We start from the raw sequence: 18845 nt of genomic DNA, 5'->3' as shown, positions 1-18845 counted from the left end.
ATTTACGGCAGTCACTCCCTGTTATCTTGATCTCAGGAGATCGCATGTATTACTCTCTCATCAGGAAGGCGTTATTCCAGCTTGATCCGGAACGGGCACACGAGTTAACCTTCCGCCAGCTCAAGCGTATTACTGGTAGTCCTTTCGAATTTCTTATCCATCAGTCAGTTGCTACAAAACCCGTTACTTGTATGGGACTGTCATTTAAGAATCCCCTTGGTTTGGCCGCAGGTCTTGATAAAGATGGCGATTGTATTGATGCATTTAGTGCAATGGGATTTGGTTTTATTGAAATTGGTACTGTAACCCCACGAGCCCAGGCAGGAAACGATAAACCCAGATTATTCCGTATTGTTGAAGCTGAAGGGCTCATTAACCGTATGGGTTTCAATAACCTTGGTGTTGATAATCTGGTGGAAAATGTCAAAAAGACAAAATATGGTGGGGTTATTGGGATCAATATTGGGAAAAATAAAGATACGCCGGTAGAGCATGGGAAAGATGATTATTTAATCTGCATGGATAAAATTTATCCTCATGCCGGCTATATTGCGATTAATATTTCTTCACCAAATACGCCAGGTTTAAGGACATTGCAATATGGTGAAGCGCTGGATGATTTATTGTCTGCGATTAAAGATAAGCAGGGTGAGCTTCAGCAAAAATATCAAAAATATGTTCCTGTTGCGGTAAAAATCGCACCAGATCTTTCTGAAGAAGAGTTGGTCCAAATTGCAGATAGTTTAATTCGTCATAATATCGATGGTGCTATTGCGACTAATACAACATTAGACAGGAAATTAGTTGAGGGGCTTAACTATTGCCAACACGCTGGTGGGTTAAGTGGCCGGCCGGTTCAGTTACGCAGTACAGAAGTTATTCGCCGGCTCTCTCAAGAATTAAGAGGTGAAATTCCTATTATCGGTGTTGGGGGAATAGATTCACTGACCGCAGCCAGAGAAAAAATAGCCGCAGGGGCTTCTTTAATACAGATTTTCTCCGGATTTATCTATCATGGTCCAAAATTAGTCAAAGATATCGTCAATCATATCTAAATTTTCCTGTTAATTTATCATTGGGGGTTTATTTTTGCCCCCAACTCGTCTATATTCGCTCTGATCGTCTAAATTTATATCAGTCCTTCATATATCTAACTATATGGCAAGGCTTATTTCACTGAATAGCGGACAAGTTATTTACAATCTGTTTAGTGCATCTATTTAGCGATGTTAGTTTTTTTGCATAATAAGGATAACCCATGAAACTTAAACCTGATGATCAATGGCGCTGGTATTTTGATACTGACCATGACCGTGTCATGCTCGATCTGTCTAAGGGTATGGTTTTTCGTTCCTGTTTTCCTGCAAAGATGCTGACGCCTTATGCCATGGGAGAGACTTCATTTTCTGTAGAAGATGCAGCGCTTTATTATTGTTTTGAAGAACAGACACGTCGGATTAATATTTCAGATGAATTCAGGGCTGAATTAATTCTTAATGCGTTAGTTGCTTTTCGCTTTATAAAGCCGCAAATGCCAAGAAGCTGGTATTTTTCCCGGTTTGCCATGATAGAAAAACCTGTACAAGGAGAATTAATTCAGGTACGGCTTCAGGATTGTGGAACAGAGGCTATATTTCTGGTCGCGGAAGCTGGAGATAGTGCGAGTCTTTGTTTGCTGGCGCAACCGAAATTAACGTTATCTGATCGCGTAATGAGCTTTTGCGATCCAATCAAAATTATGAATGATCGGTTGATGCCATTTGTGGAACCTGTTTGTATGCCAATTTATGGCGCTGCGGTTTGATTTGGGTTTAAGATCTATTTGCTCTGTGATTTCCGGAAGTAAAACCACTTTTTGGAATACAACTACAAGCCAGAATATAATTATCGTTGTTAATTGAGAAAATGGTTCTGTATCATCTGAGGAAATTTTATCGCATTCACATCTTCCCATCTGATATCTTTCCATTGATTATGAGTAAGTCACTTTTTTCTTGTCTTCTAAAATCACCTGTTGACTATTATCACAGAAACTTGCCTATTATATGTAATCGCTAGAGTTCACTCATTTGAAGCAGGAGTGAGAAAATATATAAGAAGCGTTTTGGTAATATCCTCCCCTTTGGATAACATTAGTTTCGAGATGGGGAGGAGAGATAATGAAGTTAATTAGCACGGTTTTCGAAGATTAATTGTTCTGCGTGATGGGATATTGCTGCTAATGCGTCGTGACTGGCGTAATCTTTTTGGACGATTTGCGCGCGTTGTTTAAACAAGTTTGTACGCAGCATATTTTCCACTGTTTGCTTAAGCTGAGATTCAGCCGGTTGTGCTGTATCCAGATTAATACCACATCCAGCCCATACGACGCGAAACGCTGTTTCCTGCTTGCCTTCTCCTGTATCGGCAATGAGCACTGGTGTACCGTGGTTGAGGGCGTAATTAATCGTTCCGTAACCCCCGTTGGATATTAGCAATGAAGCTTTTGGTAGCCAGTGCTCAAATGAGATAAATTCTTCGATACGTGCGTTGTCAGGTATGTTCTCTTGCCGTATTTTTGCCGATCTGCCACCGGTGGTTGCTAATACACGTACCGGCAATGTAGCCAGTGCACGCAATGTGGGGAAAATTAACTGGTTTAGATCGGTATTAGACATGGTGCCTTGAGTGACTATAATCAATGGTCGTGGATCATCTTCTTCCCATAATTGAGGTGCTGCTGCTGTCGGTGCGGGGTTGGGGAGTGGGCCAATAAAATGGACTGTATCAGGCAATCCTTCTCGTGGGTATTCAAATGCCAGAGTTGAAAGTTGTAAAAAGCGATCAGAACCCAAAATAACTTCATCGTTGAAAAATCGGGTTAACGTAGCGCATCCTGACTGAGCTAATGCGTCATTGAAGCTATCCTGTACTTCGGTTATTAGTTGTCGGGTTTCCTCATCCACGAGTTGTTCATGTGTCAATTCTGATGGTAATAATGCGGGTGGGATACGTGGCCCCCAGAAAATTGAGTCTTTTGAAGAGTAAGCCAGAGGCGTTATGCCAATTATGATCACTGGAAGGCGATGAGCTTTTTCTTTTTGCAGCAGTGGCAATATGCCATAAAAGCAGTTCTCGGCGATAAGTAATTCTGCTTGCTGTTCATGGATGATGTGTTGTAGCTGGCGATCGAGGAATGGGATTGGACCACAGAAGAAATCTTTAAACGCTAGTGCCATTTGCAGATTTCCTGGAGGAAGGTGCGCTCGGTCAGGAAAACGTTGCTTTAAGTGGCGGTAATCAAAGTCTATTTGATCATCAAAAGGGATAAATTTTGCGTTTAAATCTTCTACCTGTTGGCGAAATAATGCGCCAGTGAATACAGTTACCTGATGTCCTTGTGTTATCAGTGATTGAGCTACCTTTAACATAGGATAGACATGCCCGGGTGTTGCAACCGCTGCAATGACAATACGTGCCATAACTTGCTCCTTCATACTGTTTTGATTTAATTACGATAACTCCTGACTAAAAGGGGGGATCACTTTATGACTAAGGTCATCAATTCATTGTAGTAATAATAATTCAATATGCAATAATCACTATGATTTATTTTTTTATGAAGTTATGAAGTTATGAAGTTATGAAGTTATGAAGTTATGAAGTTATGAAGTTATGAAGTTATGAAGTTATGAAGTATGCCGATTGCCTCCCCCTTTTAGTCTGTGTTAGCACCAAAATGGAGAGGAAAGAGGAAGGTATCCAGGGCATTAGTTAATGCGGCGTTGTTCAAGAATTAATTGTTCTACGTGACGGGATATTGCTGTTAATGCATCATGTTTTGCGTAATCTTTCTGGACAATTTGTGCACGTTGTTTAAACAAGTCTGTATTCAGCATATTTTCCACGGTTTGTTTAAGTTGAGATGCAGTGGGATGTGCTGTATCCAGGTTCATTCCGCATCCAGCCCATATGACACGAAAAGCGGCTTCTTGTTTGCCTTCTCCTGCATCGGCAATGAGCAACGGCGTACCGTGGCTGAGGGCGTAGTTAATTGTGCCATAACCCCCGTTGGATATTAGCAGTGAAGCTTTCGGTAGCCAGTGCTCAAATGAGATGAATTCTTCGATGCGGGCGTTTTCAGGTATGTTCTCACGCAGTGTTTCTACCGATCTGCCACCGGTGGTCGCCAGTACACGTACAGGTAATTCAGCCAGTGCATGCAATGTGGGGAAAATCAACTGATTTAGATCGGTATTGGAGATAGTACCTTGAGTGACTATAACCAATGGCCGTAGATCCTCTTCTTCCCATAATTGAGGTGATTCTGTTGTCTGTGCAGGGTTGGGGAGTGGGCCAATAAAATGGACTGTATCAGGCAATCCTTCGCGCGCGTATTCAAAAGCCAGGGTTGACAGTTGCAAAAAGCGATCAGAGCCGAAAATGACTTCATCGTTGAAAGATCGGGTTAACGTAGCGCATCCAGACTGAACTAATGCGGCATTAAAGCTCTCCTGCACTTCGGTTATCAGCTGTCGGTTTTCTTCATCCACTAATTGTTCATGTGTCAATTCTGGTGGGAGGACTGCGGGTGGGATACGTGGTCCCCAGAAAATTGAATCTTTCGAAGAGTAAGCCAGAGGCGTTATGCCAATTGTGATCACTGGAATACGATGGGTTTTTTTTTCTTGCAGCAGTGGCAATATGCCGTAAAAGCAGTTCTCGGCTATAAGCAGATCCGCCTGTTGTTCACGGATAATCTGTCGTAGTTGACGGTCGAGGCGTGGGATTGGGGCGGAGAAGAAATTTTTAAATGCCAGTGCCATTTGTACATTTCCTGGTGGAAGTTGCGCACGGTCAGGGAAATGCTGTTCTAAATGACGGTAGTCAAAGTCTATCTGCTCATCAAAAGGGACAAATTGTGCGCTTAAAGCGTCTGTTTGTTGGCGAAATAACGCACCGGTGAATACGGTTACCTGATGCCCTTGCGCTATCAGTGATTGAGCGACTTTTAACATTGGATAGACATGTCCGGGTGTTGCGACAGCTGCAATGACAATACGTGCCATGGCTTGCTCCTTCATACTGTTTTGATTGAGTTATGTTAGCTCCGGTTAGAGTGTAATCATTTTATGACAGTAGTTATAAATTCATTATGGTAATAATTAATTCATTTTAGCAATAATTAACACGCTAGATTTTTTCAGAGAATTATGCGTGTCGTTCGGGACGTTTTATAGAGTCAGCCCGCCCGCTGGCTTATGACACGGCGGTCTGATTTGGGATTAAGATCTATTTTCCGCGGTTACTTTCAAGAATGAGATCATTCTTTGGAATACAACAGCACGCCAGGATATAGCCATCATTTTTAATTGCTGTGGCTTTTAATGGGGAAACCTCTCCCTTTACTAAAGAAATTTTACAGCATCCACACAGGCCCGCTCGACATGAATAGGGGACTCTTATTCCTTGTTGTTCCAGTTGCTCTAAAATGATTTGTTGATTGTTACCTGTAAAAGTTTGCCCGTTATATTCAATAGTGACAGATTGTTCATTTGTTTTTGGCGCATCAATATCTTCAGCTTTTTCTCCGCGACTATATTGACGGGGATCTTTTTTAGCTAATATTGTGACATTGTCCCCCATCCGAATAATACCGCTAGAGCGGGCAATTAAATTCTGACCAAAATCGACATCACCATTTTCTGCTGTACGGAATGATTGTAATGTTGCTAATGGTTCTCCGTTTGGATTTTTAATTCCTTTGTCAATGCTAACGGTTGTCAGAATACAGCGGCTGCATGGTTTGGGTAAATCAAAGATAACATCCCCAATTTGGATTGATTGCCAACTGTCTTCGGCAAATGCTTCTGCACCGGTAATAACGATATTTGGGCGAAATTGTTCTAATCTAATACTGGCTGGGCAACGTTGTTGCAATAAATGAAATGAAGCTTCATTAATAAGTAAAAATGGATAACCATCTGCAAATGATAATGGAATGTCAGGATGTTTTTTTACCCTACGGGTTAATTCATGGCTTAACCAACGCAATTGTACTGGAATGTCGAAAAAACCGCTTAACCACTGATTAACTGTTTCTGGCGCAATGAGAGCGGTGAAATGATTACCCCATACCTCAGTGGGTTGCTGTTCAGCCAGGAAATCACTGTAAAGTACAGAGGCGTTCTCGCCGTTAGGCGAACGCAGATAAAGGCCATTATTTAACATAGCAGGGGTGAATAACAGCATCTGAGGATACTTACGTGCGGTAATAAAAGTTCCGTTTGTCGTAGTGATCATAAAATTGCGGTCAAATATAAGGCCGCTTTCACTGACTAATGCATGGGAAAGTTGCAAACCACGCATAGACTTTACCGGGTGGGTGTACAGGCGAGACAGAGTTATCATCCATTAATCTCCATGAAACATTTTTTACACGCGCAACTTTATGACATGTCACCCGGATTAGCTATAATGCGTCACAATTTTCTTTTTGGTGATATGCAATATGAACTCTTTGTTTGCCAGTACGGCGCGCGGATTAGAAGAGCTTTTAAAGAACGAACTGGAAATGTTGGGTGCGCAATCATGCAAAATTGTGCAAGGCGGAGTTCATTTTCAAGGTGATGACAGAGTGATGTATCAAAGTCTGATATGGAGCAGGCTGGCGTCACGTATTTTATTACCGCTAAACGAATTTAATGTTTACAGCGATTTAGATCTTTATCTTGGGGTTCAGTCTATTGATTGGAGCCAGGTTTTCTCTGTAGACAGCACTTTCTCTGTGCATTTCAGTGGCACAAATGAAGAGATACGGAATACCCAATATGGTGCGCTCAGAGTTAAAGACGCCATTGTTGATAGCTTTATCCGTAAGCTGGATCAGCGTCCAAATGTGGCAAAGCAGCAGCCGGATATCCGTATTAATGTTTTCCTGAGTAAAGAAAAAGCCAGTGTTGCGCTGGATTTGAGTGGTGAAGGTCTGCATATCCGCGGTTACCGCGATCTTGCCGGTCAGGCCCCACTGAAAGAAAATCTGGCGGCTGCGATTATTCTGCGTTCAGGTTGGCAGGCTGATACTCCGATGGTCGATCCTATGTGTGGTTCAGGTACGTTATTGATTGAAGCGGCAATGATGGCGACTGATCGGGCACCGGGGTTGCATCGTGATTATTGGGGTTTTACTGCTTGGTTGAAACATGATGAAGAAATTTGGCGTGAAGTCACTGCGGAAGCACAGATCCGTTTCCGTAAAGGCCTTCAAGAGACAAATACCCGTTTTGTTGGCTCTGATATTGATCGCAGAGTGCTGGATATGGCACGGTCAAATGCCCGGAGAGCAGGCGTTGCACCGTTGATAACTTTCCAGCAAGGTGATGTAAGCCGTTTGGAAAACCCGTTACCGGAAGGGCCGGTGGGAACAGTGTTGAGTAATCCACCCTATGGTGAGCGCCTGGAAAGTGAGCCAGCATTGGTTGCACTGTACAGTTTGTTTGGTCGGGTGATGAAAAGCCGCTTCCCTGGTTGGCACCTCTCTCTATTCAGTGCGTCGCCTGAATTGTTGAGCTGCCTGCAATTGCGAGCTGAACGTGAATTTAAAGCCAAAAATGGCCCACTGGATTGCGTACAGAAAAACTATCAGCTGTCAGATAAACCTCACTCATCAGCGATGGATATGGCGGAAGATTATGCCAACCGTCTTCGCAAAAATGAAAAGAAATTCACTAAATGGGCGAAACAGGAAGGCATTGATTGCTATCGTCTGTATGATGCCGATTTACCGGAATATAACGTTGCTGTCGATCGTTACGCGGATAAAGTGGTGATCCAAGAGTATGCTCCACCGAAAAGTGTTGATGCCAATAAAGCACGTCAGCGTTTATTCGATGTTATCAGTGCAACAATGCAGGTTCTTGGGCTTTCATCAAATCAGTTAGTGCTTAAAACTCGTCAGCGCCAGAAAGGCAAAAGCCAGTATGAGAAAATAGCAGAGAAACAAGAATTCTTTCTGGTAAATGAATATGGTGCAAAATTTTGGGTCAACCTGGCTGATTATCTGGACACCGGCCTGTTCCTTGATCATCGCATTGCCCGGAAAATGCTGGGTGAAATGAGTGAAGGAAAAGATTTTCTGAATCTATTTGCCTATACCGGATCAGCGACGGTACATACCGGGCTGAGAGGCGCGCGTTCAACGACGACAGTAGATATGTCTCGTACTTATCTTGAGTGGGCTGAACGGAACTTACAGGCCAATGGGTTGACCGGACGCCAACACCGTTTGATTCAGGCTGATTGTCTCGCTTGGCTGGCACAGACTTGTGAACAATTTGATCTGATTTTTATCGATCCGCCAACTTTCTCCAATTCTAAACGGATGGAAGATACATTTGATGTACAACGCGACCATATCATGCTGATGAAACAGCTTAAGCGTCTGTTGCGTCGTGGTGGAACTCTGATGTTCTCCAACAATAAACGCGGTTTTAAAATGGATTTTTCTGAGCTGGAAAAAATGGGCTTGGTGGCAGAAGAGATCACCAGCAAAACCCAGTCGCAGGATTTTGCCCGTAACCGTCAGATTCATAACTGCTGGCTATTACGTCATGCTGGTGAGGAAAAATAATTACTATGTCATTAATCAATTTATCCGGTGCAGGGTTGTCATTCAGTGATGCGCCGTTACTTGATAATGCAGAATTGCATATAGAAGAAAATGAAAGGGTTTGTCTGGTTGGCCGTAACGGTGCCGGAAAATCGACTTTGTTGCGGGTATTAGCGAAAGAACAACCGCTGGATGACGGCCAGGTTATTTATGAACAAGATCTGATTGTTTCCCGGTTACAGCAGGATCCTCCCCGTGATGTGGAAGGGACTGTTTTTGATTTTGTTGCCGAAGGTGTTCAGGAACAGGCGGAATACATTAAATCTTTCCATCAGGTTTCCTGTTTGGTGGAGCATGATCCCAGTGAGAAGAACCTCAACCGTTTGGCGGAATTGCAAGAAGTGCTGGATATCCGTGGATTATGGTCACTGGATAGTCGTATTAATGACGTGTTGAAACAGCTCTCTTTACCTGCCGAAGAGAAACTTTCTGCTCTTTCTGGTGGCTGGTTGCGTAAGGCTGCATTGGGAAGGGCGTTGGTCAGTTCACCAAAAGTCTTGTTTCTTGATGAACCAACCAACCATCTGGATATTGATACCATTGAATGGCTGGAAAATTTCCTGAGAGATTTTCAAGGCAGTATTGTTTTTATCTCCCATGATCGTTCGTTTATTCGCAATATGGCAACCCGTATTGTCGATTTGGATCGCGGTAAATTGATTTCATGGCCGGGTAATTACGACAAGTTTCTTGAAGGCAAAGAAGAAGCGTTGCGTGTGGAAGAAATGCAGAACGCCGAATTTGATCGCAGATTGGCGCAGGAAGAAGTGTGGATTCGCCAGGGGATTAAAGCGCGCCGTACCCGCAATGAAGGGCGTGTCAGGGCGTTGAAAGCATTACGTGTTGAGCGTTCACAACGTCGTGAGGTGATGGGAACAGCCAAAGTACAGATGGAAGAAGCCAGCCGTTCCGGTAAGATTATATTTGAACTGGAAAATGTTAATTATCAGATTGGTGACAGGAAACTGGTCAGTCATTTCAGTGCTCAGATTCAGCGAGGGGATAAAATTGCACTGGTGGGGCCAAATGGCTGCGGTAAAACAACCTTACTGAAATTGATGCAGGGCGATTTGCAACCCAATAGCGGCCGTGTTCATTGTGGTACTAAGCTGGAGGTTGCTTATTTTGATCAGCATCGTACAGCACTTGATCCTGAAAAAACGGTAATGGACAACTTGGCTGAAGGTAAGCAGGAAGTGATGGTTAATGGCCGTTCTCGCCATGTTCTGGGTTATTTGCAGGATTTTTTGTTTCATCCTAAACGGGCGATGACGCCGGTTAAAGCGCTTTCCGGTGGTGAAAGGAACCGGCTGTTACTGGCGCGTCTGTTCCTGAAACCCAGTAATCTGCTGGTACTTGATGAACCCACCAACGATTTGGATGTGGAAACACTGGAATTGCTGGAAGAGCTGGTAGACAGTTATAAAGGTACAGTATTGCTGGTCAGCCATGATCGTCAATTTGTTGATAACTCAGTCACTGAATGCTGGATTTTTGAAGGTAATGGAGTGATCAAAAACTATGTTGGTGGTTATTACGATGCTCAACAACAGCGCGAGCAGACGGTATCACTGTGCCAGCAAAGTGAGAAAAAACTTCAGGCTGAAGTTAAAGCGAAGAAGATTAAAGAGTCGTCAAAACGTCTTGGTAACAAAATGAGTTACCATTTATTGCGTGAATTAGATCAATTACCGTCATTGCTGGAGAAACTGGAAGAAGAGATTGACCAATTACAATCTCAAGTGAGTGATACGGAGTTTTTTAATCAATCTCATGCAGTGACCGAAAAAATATTGACAGAACTGTCTGAAAAAGAGCAAACATTAGAAGCTGTTTTTGATCGCTGGCAGGAATTGGAAACATTGAAAAACGGTTAATAATCATCATACTTAGCAGAATCATACCGTAGTATCACTTTAAGTATGGTTCTGCGGATATTCCCGATTTCCTTACAGGAGAAAAATCTTGTGTTCCAATAGCCATCACCATGACATGGTACTGTGCCCTCAATGTGATTTGCTGGTGGCATTACCAGAATGGGTTCAGGGAACGAAGGCAGCTTGTCCTCGTTGTAAAACAACGTTAGTCACATGGTGGAAGGAACCTAAACATCAACCAACGGGTTATGCAATCAGTGCATTATTTATGCTGTTGATTGCTTGCTTATTTCCGTTTGTTCGCATGAATGTGGCAGGAATTGGCAGCGAAATTACCTTATCTCAAATCCCACAAGTGCTGTTCAATGAAGATTACGCCAGTATGGGAACATTTTTTCTGCTCTGTGTTCAGCTGGTGCCTGCGTTTTGTATGGTAGCGGTTATCCTGTTGTGCCAGGGCGTGGTTATTTCCCAGAAGATAAAAGTTTGGCTGGCCCGGGCGCTATTTCAGATGAAAAATTGGTGCATGGTTGAAATCTTTCTGGCAGGGGTATTAGTCAGCTTCGTCAAATTAATGGCTTATGGTGATATTGGGTTAGGTTTAAGTTTTCTGCCATATTGTCTGTTTTGTCTTCTTCAGGTGAGGGCATTTCAGTGTCTGGATCGCCACTGGCTATGGAACCAAATTGTGCCCGCGCCTAAAGTAGATGTCCCGTTACAGGCTGGGAAATCGGGTTTGGTGCAGGGCGTCCGGTTATGTCAGTGTTGTACGGCTATTTTACCGTCGGAGCAGTTGGTATGCTCACGTTGTCATACCCGTGGACATGCCCGTCGCCGTAACAGTCTGCAATGGACAATGGCGCTGCTGGTTACGGCTTTAATGCTTTATATTCCTGCTAATGTCATGCCAATGATGGTGACAGAATCGCTCGGTAGTCAGAGTGATTCCACGATTATTGCTGGGGTGATATTACTGTGGAGTGTAGGTTCATATCCGGTAGCCTTAATCATTTTTATCGCTAGTATTATGGTGCCATCACTGAAAATGCTGGCAATTGGCTGGCTGTGTTGGGATGCCAAAGGTCATGGTAAACGGGATTCCGCACAGATGCATTTTATTTATGAAATTGTGGAATTTGTTGGCCGTTGGTCAATGATTGATGTCTTTGTTATTGCAGTATTGTCATCACTGGTGCGTATGGGGAAATTAATGAGTGTCTACCCTGCTATGGGGGCGGTTATTTTTGCTTTAGTTGTAATCTTGACTATGTTTGCGGCAATTACATTTGATCCTCGTTTAATTTGGGATAGAGCCAACGTTAAACATTCGTTATAAGGCAATGAAGGAGTGTCAAAGTGACGGATAAAGTTGAAGACCAGAGTCAGGCCAGAATCGATAAAATTAAAAGTTGGTCGCCAGTCTGGATTGTACCGATTGTGACGGTACTTATTGGTGCCTGGATATTATTTTACCATTTCAGTCACCAAGGGCCGGAAGTGACGTTGATTACGTCTAATGCAGAAGGAATTGAAGCGGGTAAAACTAAAATTAAGAGTCGCAGCGTGGATGTTGGCGTGGTTGAGAGGGTCATGCTGAGTGATAATCTTAGCCAGGTTATTGTCAAGGCCCGGCTGCATGATGGTATGGAAAACCTATTACACAGTGATAGTGCCTTTTGGGTAGTGAAACCGCAGATTGGCCGTGATGGCATCTCTGGTCTTGGTACTCTTTTGTCCGGGGCTTTTATCGAACTTCAACCGGGAACACTTGGTGATGAAAAAGATGAATTTAATTTGTTGGATTCACCGCCATTGGCCTCACCTGACGCAAAAGGTATCCGTGTAATACTGATCAGTGATAAAGCGGGTCAGCTCAATCCGGGCGATCCAGTTCTGTTTCGGGGCTATCGGGTTGGTTCTGTTGAAATCAGCGAGTTTGAACCAAAATCCCATCTGATGCGATACCAGTTGTTTATTAATGCACCTTATGACGGTTTGCTGACAACCAATGTCCGTTTTTGGAAAGAAAGTGGTATTACGGTTGATCTGTCTTCCCAGGGGGTGCGTGTTGACATGGCTTCGCTATCAACTCTGTTTGGTGGTGGTGTCAGCTTTGATGTACCTAAAGGTTGGGAGCTGGGGGGGCCGGTTAAAGCAAAAACCACGTACAAACTCTTTGATAATAAAAAAAGTATTCAGGATTCTTTATATACCGAACATAAAGATTATCTGTTGCTCTTTTCTGATTCAGTCCGTGGGTTGCAGCCGGGGGCACCAGTGGAGTTTCGTGGGATCCGTCTGGGGACGGTGGCAAAGGTACCGTTCTATTCGGAAGGGATGATACAGCGTATGGATAACGATTTCCGTATTCCGGTACTTATCTCTATTGAACCAGGGCGTTTTGAGAAAGAGTTGGGGGAAGGGTTTGATGTTGAGAAAGAGCTGAATAGCATCACTAAACGTGGTCTGCGCGCTTCTCTCAAATCAGGTAACTTGCTGACTGGCGCTCTGTTTATTGATTTGGATTTCTACCCGAATGAAAAAGGGTGGAGCGGCCCGTATGAAATTGCAGGTTACCCGTTATTGCCGACAATCAGTGGTGGCCTTGCTCAAATTCAGCATAAAGTTATTTCAGCGCTGGACAAAATTAATAATATGCCGGTTGAGCCAATGTTTAATCAGGCTATCCGTACTCTGGAAGAGAGTCAAAAAGCGATCAGAAAAGCACAGCAGACCCTTGATGAATTGAATAAGGTGTTGGCAAATCCTGAAACGAAAGAGCTGCCGAAAGATATACAGAAAACATTGCAGGAGTTTAACCGCAGTATGCAAGGTTTCCAGCCTGGCTCACCGGCTTATAACAAGATGTTGGATAATATGCAGAGAATGGATCAAGTATTGAGTGAGCTGCGTCCCGTGCTGAAAACACTGAATAATAAGAGTAATGCATTAGTTTTTGAGGCTAAACCAATTGAAGATCCAGAACCGAGGAAGGCTAAAGAATGATGAGAATATTGGCGTTAATCTTAGTGATTCTTATTTCTGCTTGTAGCAGTCAGCCGGAAAAAACGTATTACCAATTGCCGGTAGTAGAAGTAACACCACAAAAGAGTGTTGCTGTGCAGCATGATCTTCAGTTATGGGTACAACGGGTTACGCTATCCGATTATCTATCATCCTCCGGTGTGGTATATCAAAGCAGTGATGTCAGTTATATTAGTGCAGTGAATCATTTATGGGCAAGTCCATTGGAACAGCAATTACAACAAGTGCTGGTAGCTGAATTAACCGTGGCGTTGCCTCGACGTTTGGTTTCTGCCCAACCATTGGTTAATAAGCCGGATACGTTGAATGTGACAGTGACCCGTTTTCATGGTCGTTATGATGGTAAGGTGATTCTGCAAGGTGACTGGACATTAATCCGTCAGGGAAGCGTTGTTAAACAGCCTTTTAATCTGGAACTAAAACAGGCAGAAGATGGTTACGATGATTTAGTTCGCACATTAGCAAAAGGGTGGAGCCAATTAGCGCAGGCTATTGCCAATCAACTCATCTCCCAATCTTAACCTCTGTCATTCTCCGGGTGTTGAAGCCTTTTGCGCCCGGAGAAGATAAATACTATTATCAGCAAGATAAAAATTCCCCTTTATTATTAGTCTGTTATCGATTCCTTTGTACGGATATAACAAATATTACATTAATATGAATTTCTTGACTTGATTTTCAAAACTTATAGGGGTATTTCTAAATTGTGGTTGGATAAATGACGACCACTGTTTTCTTTCTACTGATAGAGCTTATGAGGTAAATAAGGCATGAAGAGACAGAAACGAGATCGTTTAGCACGTGCGTTGTCGAAAGGGTATCAGGCTGGCATTTTAGGACGTCCAAGGGAGCATTGCCCCTATTGTTCATTAGATGCCCGTTCTCATTGGTTAGGAGGGTGGCGTCAGGCTATGGAAGACAGGGTGACAATGGCTTAGTCTGGCAAGCTAAGGCCATAAATTAAGTAATAATTAAGTGAGCAAAATCTCTACTTTTTATAAATGTATATTAACCTAAATTTGATCTGACAGTGACTGATTAATACAGATATCTGTCAGATTAAGTCTTGCTGATATTCTTTCTGCTTAGATTTTCCTTTGCGGTGATTAAAGTAAAAATGGTCATATCGCATAAAATAAGTTTATCCCGGCACTAATAATATCTATTTTAAGACATTGTACGATAAAGGTCTTGATGCACAATGTGTAATAAATCGGTAAGTATCAGTAATGTCAGGATTCCAATTTTTTCATGTTGTTGTGCTCCTTTGAGATTTTATTTGCGAATTTGATAAAATGTGAATCAATGGCCGCCAGGTGATATATCCTATTTAACCTGTTCAACATGGTTGATGTTGCGGCCATTAAATAATCTACCTACTAATGCGAGGGATGAAGTAATTCAATAATTGCAGTAAGCTGGGTTTGATAAACATTTATGATGTAATTCAACCCAAAAGAGACGGCTATATTCCTCAATCCCAGCGATTGATATGGTTACAATTTCATGGCTTGTATAGGCGGTTTGAAGCAATGATAATAACGTTGACCCACCATTAATAGTACATACCCACCTAAATCCTTGTGCGTGAGTGGGTGTCGCTATTTTTCCATAGCAATCTCCATTAGTGTTAGGTGCTTTTAGCATTTCGACGGTACCGTCAATCCTATCTAGATTTTTTGCTATAGCAGTTGGTGTAAGAGTCAACGCTACGATTATGAGCACTATCTTTCTGATGTTCATATAAATCACCCTTGGTTGTGTTTGTTAATAATAATTATAAATAATAAATTTTATTAATGTTTATGCCTGTTATCAGTATGCTCTTGTGAGCTTATCTGATATGCCAAGTCAATTTGAGCATAGCACAATTTGCCAATTGCATACTAATCAGCCAAAGAGAATAAGTGCCCATGATGCAGATTGATCAGGTCTGGTTTTATGTCGAAGTATGTGTAGGCAGGTCAAAATTCAGAGCTTAATTTGATTTTTACGTTCTATTGCCGTTATTGGGTATCAAACCCCAGATTTTGAGGTGCCATTGGCATGGTCTTTTCGGGAAGAAGATGTTAGCAAAAGCTGCCGTAAACCCTCGACAGGCTGGGGAGCGTCGCTCCAGATATAGACACGGTGTTACTTGATGTTTCGCTTTTAATAAAAAGGTGAAAAGCAATTAGCCAGTCACCTTTCTTTTTGATATTTCACGGATTAGTGTGTCAGAAAGTGCTGGTATCTTTAAACAGCCCTACTTTCAGATCTGTTGCAGTATAGATAATTTTGCCATCTACCAGTACTTCACCATCAGCCAGACCCATAATCAATTTACGGTTAATAACACGTTTGAAATTAATGCGGTAAGTGATTTTTTTCGCTGTTGGTAATACCTGACCAGTAAATTTAACTTCGCCAACACCAAGCGCACGGCCTTTGCCTTCGCCACCTACCCAGCCAAGGAAGAATCCCACTAATTGCCACATCGCATCGAGGCCAAGACAGCCTGGCATTACCGGATCGTTAGTAAAGTGGCAGTCAAAAAACCACAAATCAGGATTGATGTCCAGTTCAGCTTCTGCATAGCCTTTACCGTAGGTGCCGCCGTTTTCTGTCATCTCTACGATGCGGTCCATCATCAGCATATTGCCTGATGGTAATGGTGGCCCATTTTCTCCGAACAATTCACCTTGCCCAGATGCCATAAGATCTTCTTTTGTATAGGATTTGCGTTTATCAACCATATTCTAAAATAGCCTTATATTTAATGTAGGGTAAATAATAGTGTACACTTGTACGCTGAACAACTCCGATCAGACATTCTGAATTAACCTAACCAACGAAGAAACCACGGAAATTTAGGTCGTTCCTGATTATTCGCTTGGGTTATACGTTCCTGTATCATAGCTAACAAGTGTTCTTCTTGTTGATCATAATAAGGGACACCTGTTAATAAAGGTAGTGCTTCAGAAACATGCTCTACTGACCATAAATGAAATTTTTGTTCTTTTACCGCGTCTACAACAGCTTGATTAAGACATAAATGGCGGATATTTGCTGTTGGCAGGATAACGCCTTGCTGGCCGGTGAGCCCTCTGCGGTGGCATACGTCAAAAAAACCTTCTATTTTTTCGTTAATCCCACCAATGGGTTGAACATAACCAAATTGATCCACTGCGCCTGTGACTGCCAATTGTTGATCGATGGGGTGCTGGGAAAGCGCACTTACCAGTGCACATAATTCAGCAAGTGAAGCGCTGTCGCCATCAACTTCACCATAGGACTGTTCAAATACAATAGAGGCAGAGAAAGGTTGTGGTTGATCCAGCTTTAGCTCGGAAATCAGAAAGGCTTGCATAATCATCATACCTTTCGCATGGATATTACCGCCTAACTCGACTTTACGTTCGACATCAATAAATTCCCCATCTCCCATATGAGCCACACAAGTAATACGGGATGGTTCGCCGACGGGATCTGGGTGGCCGGGATATTCCAGTACAGATAATCCGTTAATCTGACCGATGACCATGCCTTGGGTGCGGATAAGAATCTGACCTTGATGAATATCGTCTAAACCACGTTTGGGCAGATAGTTGTGGCGCCAGCGACGATTTTCTTCTGCTTGTTTAATTGATAGCGCTGTAATTTGATTTTCTTGCTGATAGAGTGACGCAGCGGTCAGTTGCCGTTGCAGCCAGAGAATATCCAAAGGCAAGCTGTGTTGATCTTCTGCATAGCGGATTGCTTGTTGGATAAACTCAGGCCAGGCATTATCGCTCAATGGTGGCAATTGCCACTGCTGAATAAGCCCATTGATATAACTGCACCACAGACTTAAATCTTGCTCATTATGCAGTGGCATATCCAGCTCAAATTCACCATATAGCACATTTTTCGCTAACTCAGGCTCTATAACCTGAAACTCTTCAAGGCTCAGACGATCCCCAACCAGAATCAAACGCAGATTTAATGGCATGGAGGGGATTGGTAATGGCAAAGGTTTATTATTATCCTGAGATAACCATTCAAAACGTTGCTGAATAATCATCTGTTTCAGGCGAACCCACATTAATGGCTGAGATAACAGGGTACGTAATGGCAGGATAAGTACGCTGCCATTTACCTGATGGACCAGACCGGGTTGTAGATGAATTTCTCCGTGGTGAGAATGGACGCAGCCAAATAATTGCTCTGCTTCTATCCATTCACGATAGGCTACTTGCAACTCAGGTGTGAAATGGCCTTCTGTTGAGGGTTGCCAACTGATTTTTTGTTGCTCTATCTGATAGTCGCCACCAATTTGGGGAATTTCTTTAGGGAGTAATGGATGGATAGATTCAGCCAATGCAGACAAATAAGTATCACATTCTTCGGCTTTCAACAGCATAAAAGGCTGGCGGGAATCCATCCGGCAGAAAAGCTGCAAACCACTATGCAGCCGTGATTGAACGGCTTCCATACCGGCAGGCGTCTGTTGGGAAGCAGAATGAAAAAGCGCTTCATAGGGTGCGCAATTCGGCAGTAATGCCTGCCAGTCTAGTTTGTTATTGGTCAAAGTGATCGCTATATATTGTAAAGTAGGAAAGCGCCGATTATACAAGATTAAGATATAAACCAACATGCTTGAATGTTTGCTATTTCAGACGCTTTATGTAAAGCATTATTTTGAGTGAAAAATAGGCATTAAACAGTTTGGTTATAAGCAATTTACTTAAATAGTTGCTATGCTTATTTTTACGTTACGCTGTCACCGGGAAAGTAAGATGAAATATCAACAACTGGAAAATCTGGAATGTGGCTGGAAATGGGCTTATCTGATCAGAAAACATCAGGAAGGTGAGCCAATTACTAAATATATAGAAAACAGCGCAGCTCATGCAGCGGTTGATAAACTCATCAAACTTGAGAGTGACCCTCTAAGGGTACTTAAATGGATTGAGCAGCATATGAATCCTGATTTATTCAACCGAATGAAACAAACTATCCGTGCCCGGCGTAAACGGCATTTTAATGCGGAGCATCAGCATACACGCAAGAAATCTATCGATTTAGATTTTCCCGTATGGCATCGTTTATCTGCACTTTCTCAGAGGCGGGGTAACACGCTGTCCGAAACAATCATACAGTTAATTGAAGATGCTGAACGTAAAGAGAAATATGCTAACCAAATGTCCAGTTTGAAGCATGACTTGGAAGCTATTCTGGGTAAGAACGAGTAATCTCAGTTGTTATGGGTTGGTATTACAACGAGATTCTTAGCAAATTGAGATAAGATTTCAATC

At 42.7% G+C, this 18845-nt stretch carries 14 protein-coding genes; 9 read left to right on the top strand and 5 right to left on the bottom strand.

Annotated features, from left to right (window positions below; translation table 11 throughout):
* Nucleotides 1-44 precede the first annotated feature (44 nt).
* A complete protein-coding gene (gene pyrD / locus ACUN2T_RS15715) occupies nucleotides 45-1055 on the top strand; it encodes a quinone-dependent dihydroorotate dehydrogenase (protein WP_445493947.1) in 1011 nt (336 codons plus the stop codon).
* A 203-nt stretch (nucleotides 1056-1258) separates the two neighbouring features.
* Complete coding sequence (locus ACUN2T_RS15710) at nucleotides 1259-1804, top strand: cell division protein ZapC (protein WP_445493946.1); 546 nt, start codon at nucleotides 1259-1261, stop codon at nucleotides 1802-1804.
* A 361-nt stretch (nucleotides 1805-2165) separates the two neighbouring features.
* On the opposite strand, the gene ACUN2T_RS15705 is transcribed toward ACUN2T_RS15710, so the two are convergent.
* The 3 genes from ACUN2T_RS15705 to ACUN2T_RS15695 form a co-directional block, all read right to left on the bottom strand.
* Complete coding sequence (locus ACUN2T_RS15705) at nucleotides 2166-3461, bottom strand: nucleotide disphospho-sugar-binding domain-containing protein (RefSeq protein ID WP_445493945.1); 1296 nt, start codon at nucleotides 3459-3461, stop codon at nucleotides 2166-2168.
* Between the two features lie 288 nt (nucleotides 3462-3749).
* Nucleotides 3750-5048 carry a glycosyltransferase gene (locus ACUN2T_RS15700; protein WP_445493944.1) on the bottom strand — a complete coding sequence of 433 codons (1299 nt, stop codon included), beginning with the start codon at nucleotides 5046-5048 and terminating at the stop codon, nucleotides 3750-3752.
* Between the two features lie 223 nt (nucleotides 5049-5271).
* Nucleotides 5272-6390: a YcbX family protein gene (locus tag ACUN2T_RS15695; RefSeq protein WP_445493943.1), complete on the bottom strand. Its 1119-nt coding sequence runs from the start codon at nucleotides 6388-6390 to the stop codon at nucleotides 5272-5274.
* A 100-nt stretch (nucleotides 6391-6490) separates the two neighbouring features.
* Here ACUN2T_RS15695 and rlmKL point away from each other — a divergent pair, with 100 nt between their 5' ends.
* From rlmKL to rmf, 6 genes are all read left to right on the top strand, one after another.
* On the top strand, nucleotides 6491-8608 hold the full coding sequence (gene rlmKL, locus ACUN2T_RS15690) for a bifunctional 23S rRNA (guanine(2069)-N(7))-methyltransferase RlmK/23S rRNA (guanine(2445)-N(2))-methyltransferase RlmL (RefSeq protein WP_445493942.1): 2118 nt from the start codon (nucleotides 6491-6493) through the stop codon (nucleotides 8606-8608).
* A gap of 5 nt (nucleotides 8609-8613) precedes the next feature.
* Nucleotides 8614-10524 (top strand): ABC transporter ATP-binding protein, encoded by a 1911-nt coding sequence (locus ACUN2T_RS15685; RefSeq protein WP_445493941.1) that lies wholly within the window; start codon nucleotides 8614-8616, stop codon nucleotides 10522-10524.
* 115 nt (nucleotides 10525-10639) lie between these two features.
* Nucleotides 10640-11860 (top strand): membrane integrity-associated transporter subunit PqiA, encoded by a 1221-nt coding sequence (gene pqiA, locus ACUN2T_RS15680; protein ID WP_445497891.1) that lies wholly within the window; start codon nucleotides 10640-10642, stop codon nucleotides 11858-11860.
* 20 nt (nucleotides 11861-11880) lie between these two features.
* Nucleotides 11881-13530: an intermembrane transport protein PqiB gene (gene pqiB / locus ACUN2T_RS15675; RefSeq protein WP_445493940.1), complete on the top strand. Its 1650-nt coding sequence runs from the start codon at nucleotides 11881-11883 to the stop codon at nucleotides 13528-13530.
* On the top strand, nucleotides 13527-14090 hold the full coding sequence (gene pqiC / locus ACUN2T_RS15670) for a membrane integrity-associated transporter subunit PqiC (RefSeq protein ID WP_445493939.1): 564 nt from the start codon (nucleotides 13527-13529) through the stop codon (nucleotides 14088-14090). Before pqiB ends, pqiC begins: the two co-directional genes overlap by 4 nt.
* 249 nt (nucleotides 14091-14339) lie before the next feature.
* Nucleotides 14340-14507 carry a ribosome modulation factor gene (rmf, locus tag ACUN2T_RS15665; RefSeq protein WP_021324913.1) on the top strand — a complete coding sequence of 56 codons (168 nt, stop codon included), beginning with the start codon at nucleotides 14340-14342 and terminating at the stop codon, nucleotides 14505-14507.
* Nucleotides 14508-15785: 1278 nt separating this feature from the next.
* On the opposite strand, the gene fabA is transcribed toward rmf, so the two are convergent.
* The gene (gene fabA, locus ACUN2T_RS15660; protein WP_445493938.1) at nucleotides 15786-16304 is read right to left on the bottom strand and encodes a bifunctional 3-hydroxydecanoyl-ACP dehydratase/trans-2-decenoyl-ACP isomerase; all 519 of its coding nucleotides are present in this window, start codon (nucleotides 16302-16304) and stop codon (nucleotides 15786-15788) included.
* An 83-nt stretch (nucleotides 16305-16387) separates the two neighbouring features.
* Nucleotides 16388-18118 carry an AAA family ATPase gene (locus ACUN2T_RS15655; RefSeq protein WP_445493937.1) on the bottom strand — a complete coding sequence of 577 codons (1731 nt, stop codon included), beginning with the start codon at nucleotides 18116-18118 and terminating at the stop codon, nucleotides 16388-16390.
* A gap of 208 nt (nucleotides 18119-18326) precedes the next feature.
* On the opposite strand from ACUN2T_RS15655, the gene matP reads away from it, so the two are divergent.
* Entirely contained in the window at nucleotides 18327-18782 is a 456-nt protein-coding gene (gene matP, locus ACUN2T_RS15650) for a macrodomain Ter protein MatP (protein WP_445493936.1), read from the top strand.
* Nucleotides 18783-18845: the final 63 nt, after the last annotated feature.

It is taken from the genome of Photorhabdus machadonis, assembly GCF_052657765.1.
The sequence above is the reverse complement of the archived record's forward strand: the minus strand, read 5'-3'. Positions and strand labels throughout refer to the sequence as shown.

What these genes read in the sequence shown, in the direction of transcription:
- ACUN2T_RS15685 (WP_445493941.1), top strand. Translation starts at nt 8,614, where the DNA reads ATGTCATTAATCAATTTATCCGGTGCAGGGTTGTCATTCAGTGATGCG.
- rmf (WP_021324913.1), top strand. Translation starts at nt 14,340, where the DNA reads ATGAAGAGACAGAAACGAGATCGTTTAGCACGTGCGTTGTCGAAAGGG.
- ACUN2T_RS15700 (WP_445493944.1), bottom strand. Translation starts at nt 5,048, where the DNA reads ATGGCACGTATTGTCATTGCAGCTGTCGCAACACCCGGACATGTCTAT.
- fabA (WP_445493938.1), bottom strand. Translation starts at nt 16,304, where the DNA reads ATGGTTGATAAACGCAAATCCTATACAAAAGAAGATCTTATGGCATCT.
- pqiA (WP_445497891.1), top strand. Translation starts at nt 10,640, where the DNA reads ATGGTACTGTGCCCTCAATGTGATTTGCTGGTGGCATTACCAGAATGG.
- ACUN2T_RS15695 (WP_445493943.1), bottom strand. Translation starts at nt 6,390, where the DNA reads ATGATAACTCTGTCTCGCCTGTACACCCACCCGGTAAAGTCTATGCGT.
- pyrD (WP_445493947.1), top strand. Translation starts at nt 45, where the DNA reads ATGTATTACTCTCTCATCAGGAAGGCGTTATTCCAGCTTGATCCGGAA.
- matP (WP_445493936.1), top strand. Translation starts at nt 18,327, where the DNA reads ATGAAATATCAACAACTGGAAAATCTGGAATGTGGCTGGAAATGGGCT.
- pqiC (WP_445493939.1), top strand. Translation starts at nt 13,527, where the DNA reads ATGATGAGAATATTGGCGTTAATCTTAGTGATTCTTATTTCTGCTTGT.
- rlmKL (WP_445493942.1), top strand. Translation starts at nt 6,491, where the DNA reads ATGAACTCTTTGTTTGCCAGTACGGCGCGCGGATTAGAAGAGCTTTTA.
- ACUN2T_RS15710 (WP_445493946.1), top strand. Translation starts at nt 1,259, where the DNA reads ATGAAACTTAAACCTGATGATCAATGGCGCTGGTATTTTGATACTGAC.
- ACUN2T_RS15705 (WP_445493945.1), bottom strand. Translation starts at nt 3,461, where the DNA reads ATGGCACGTATTGTCATTGCAGCGGTTGCAACACCCGGGCATGTCTAT.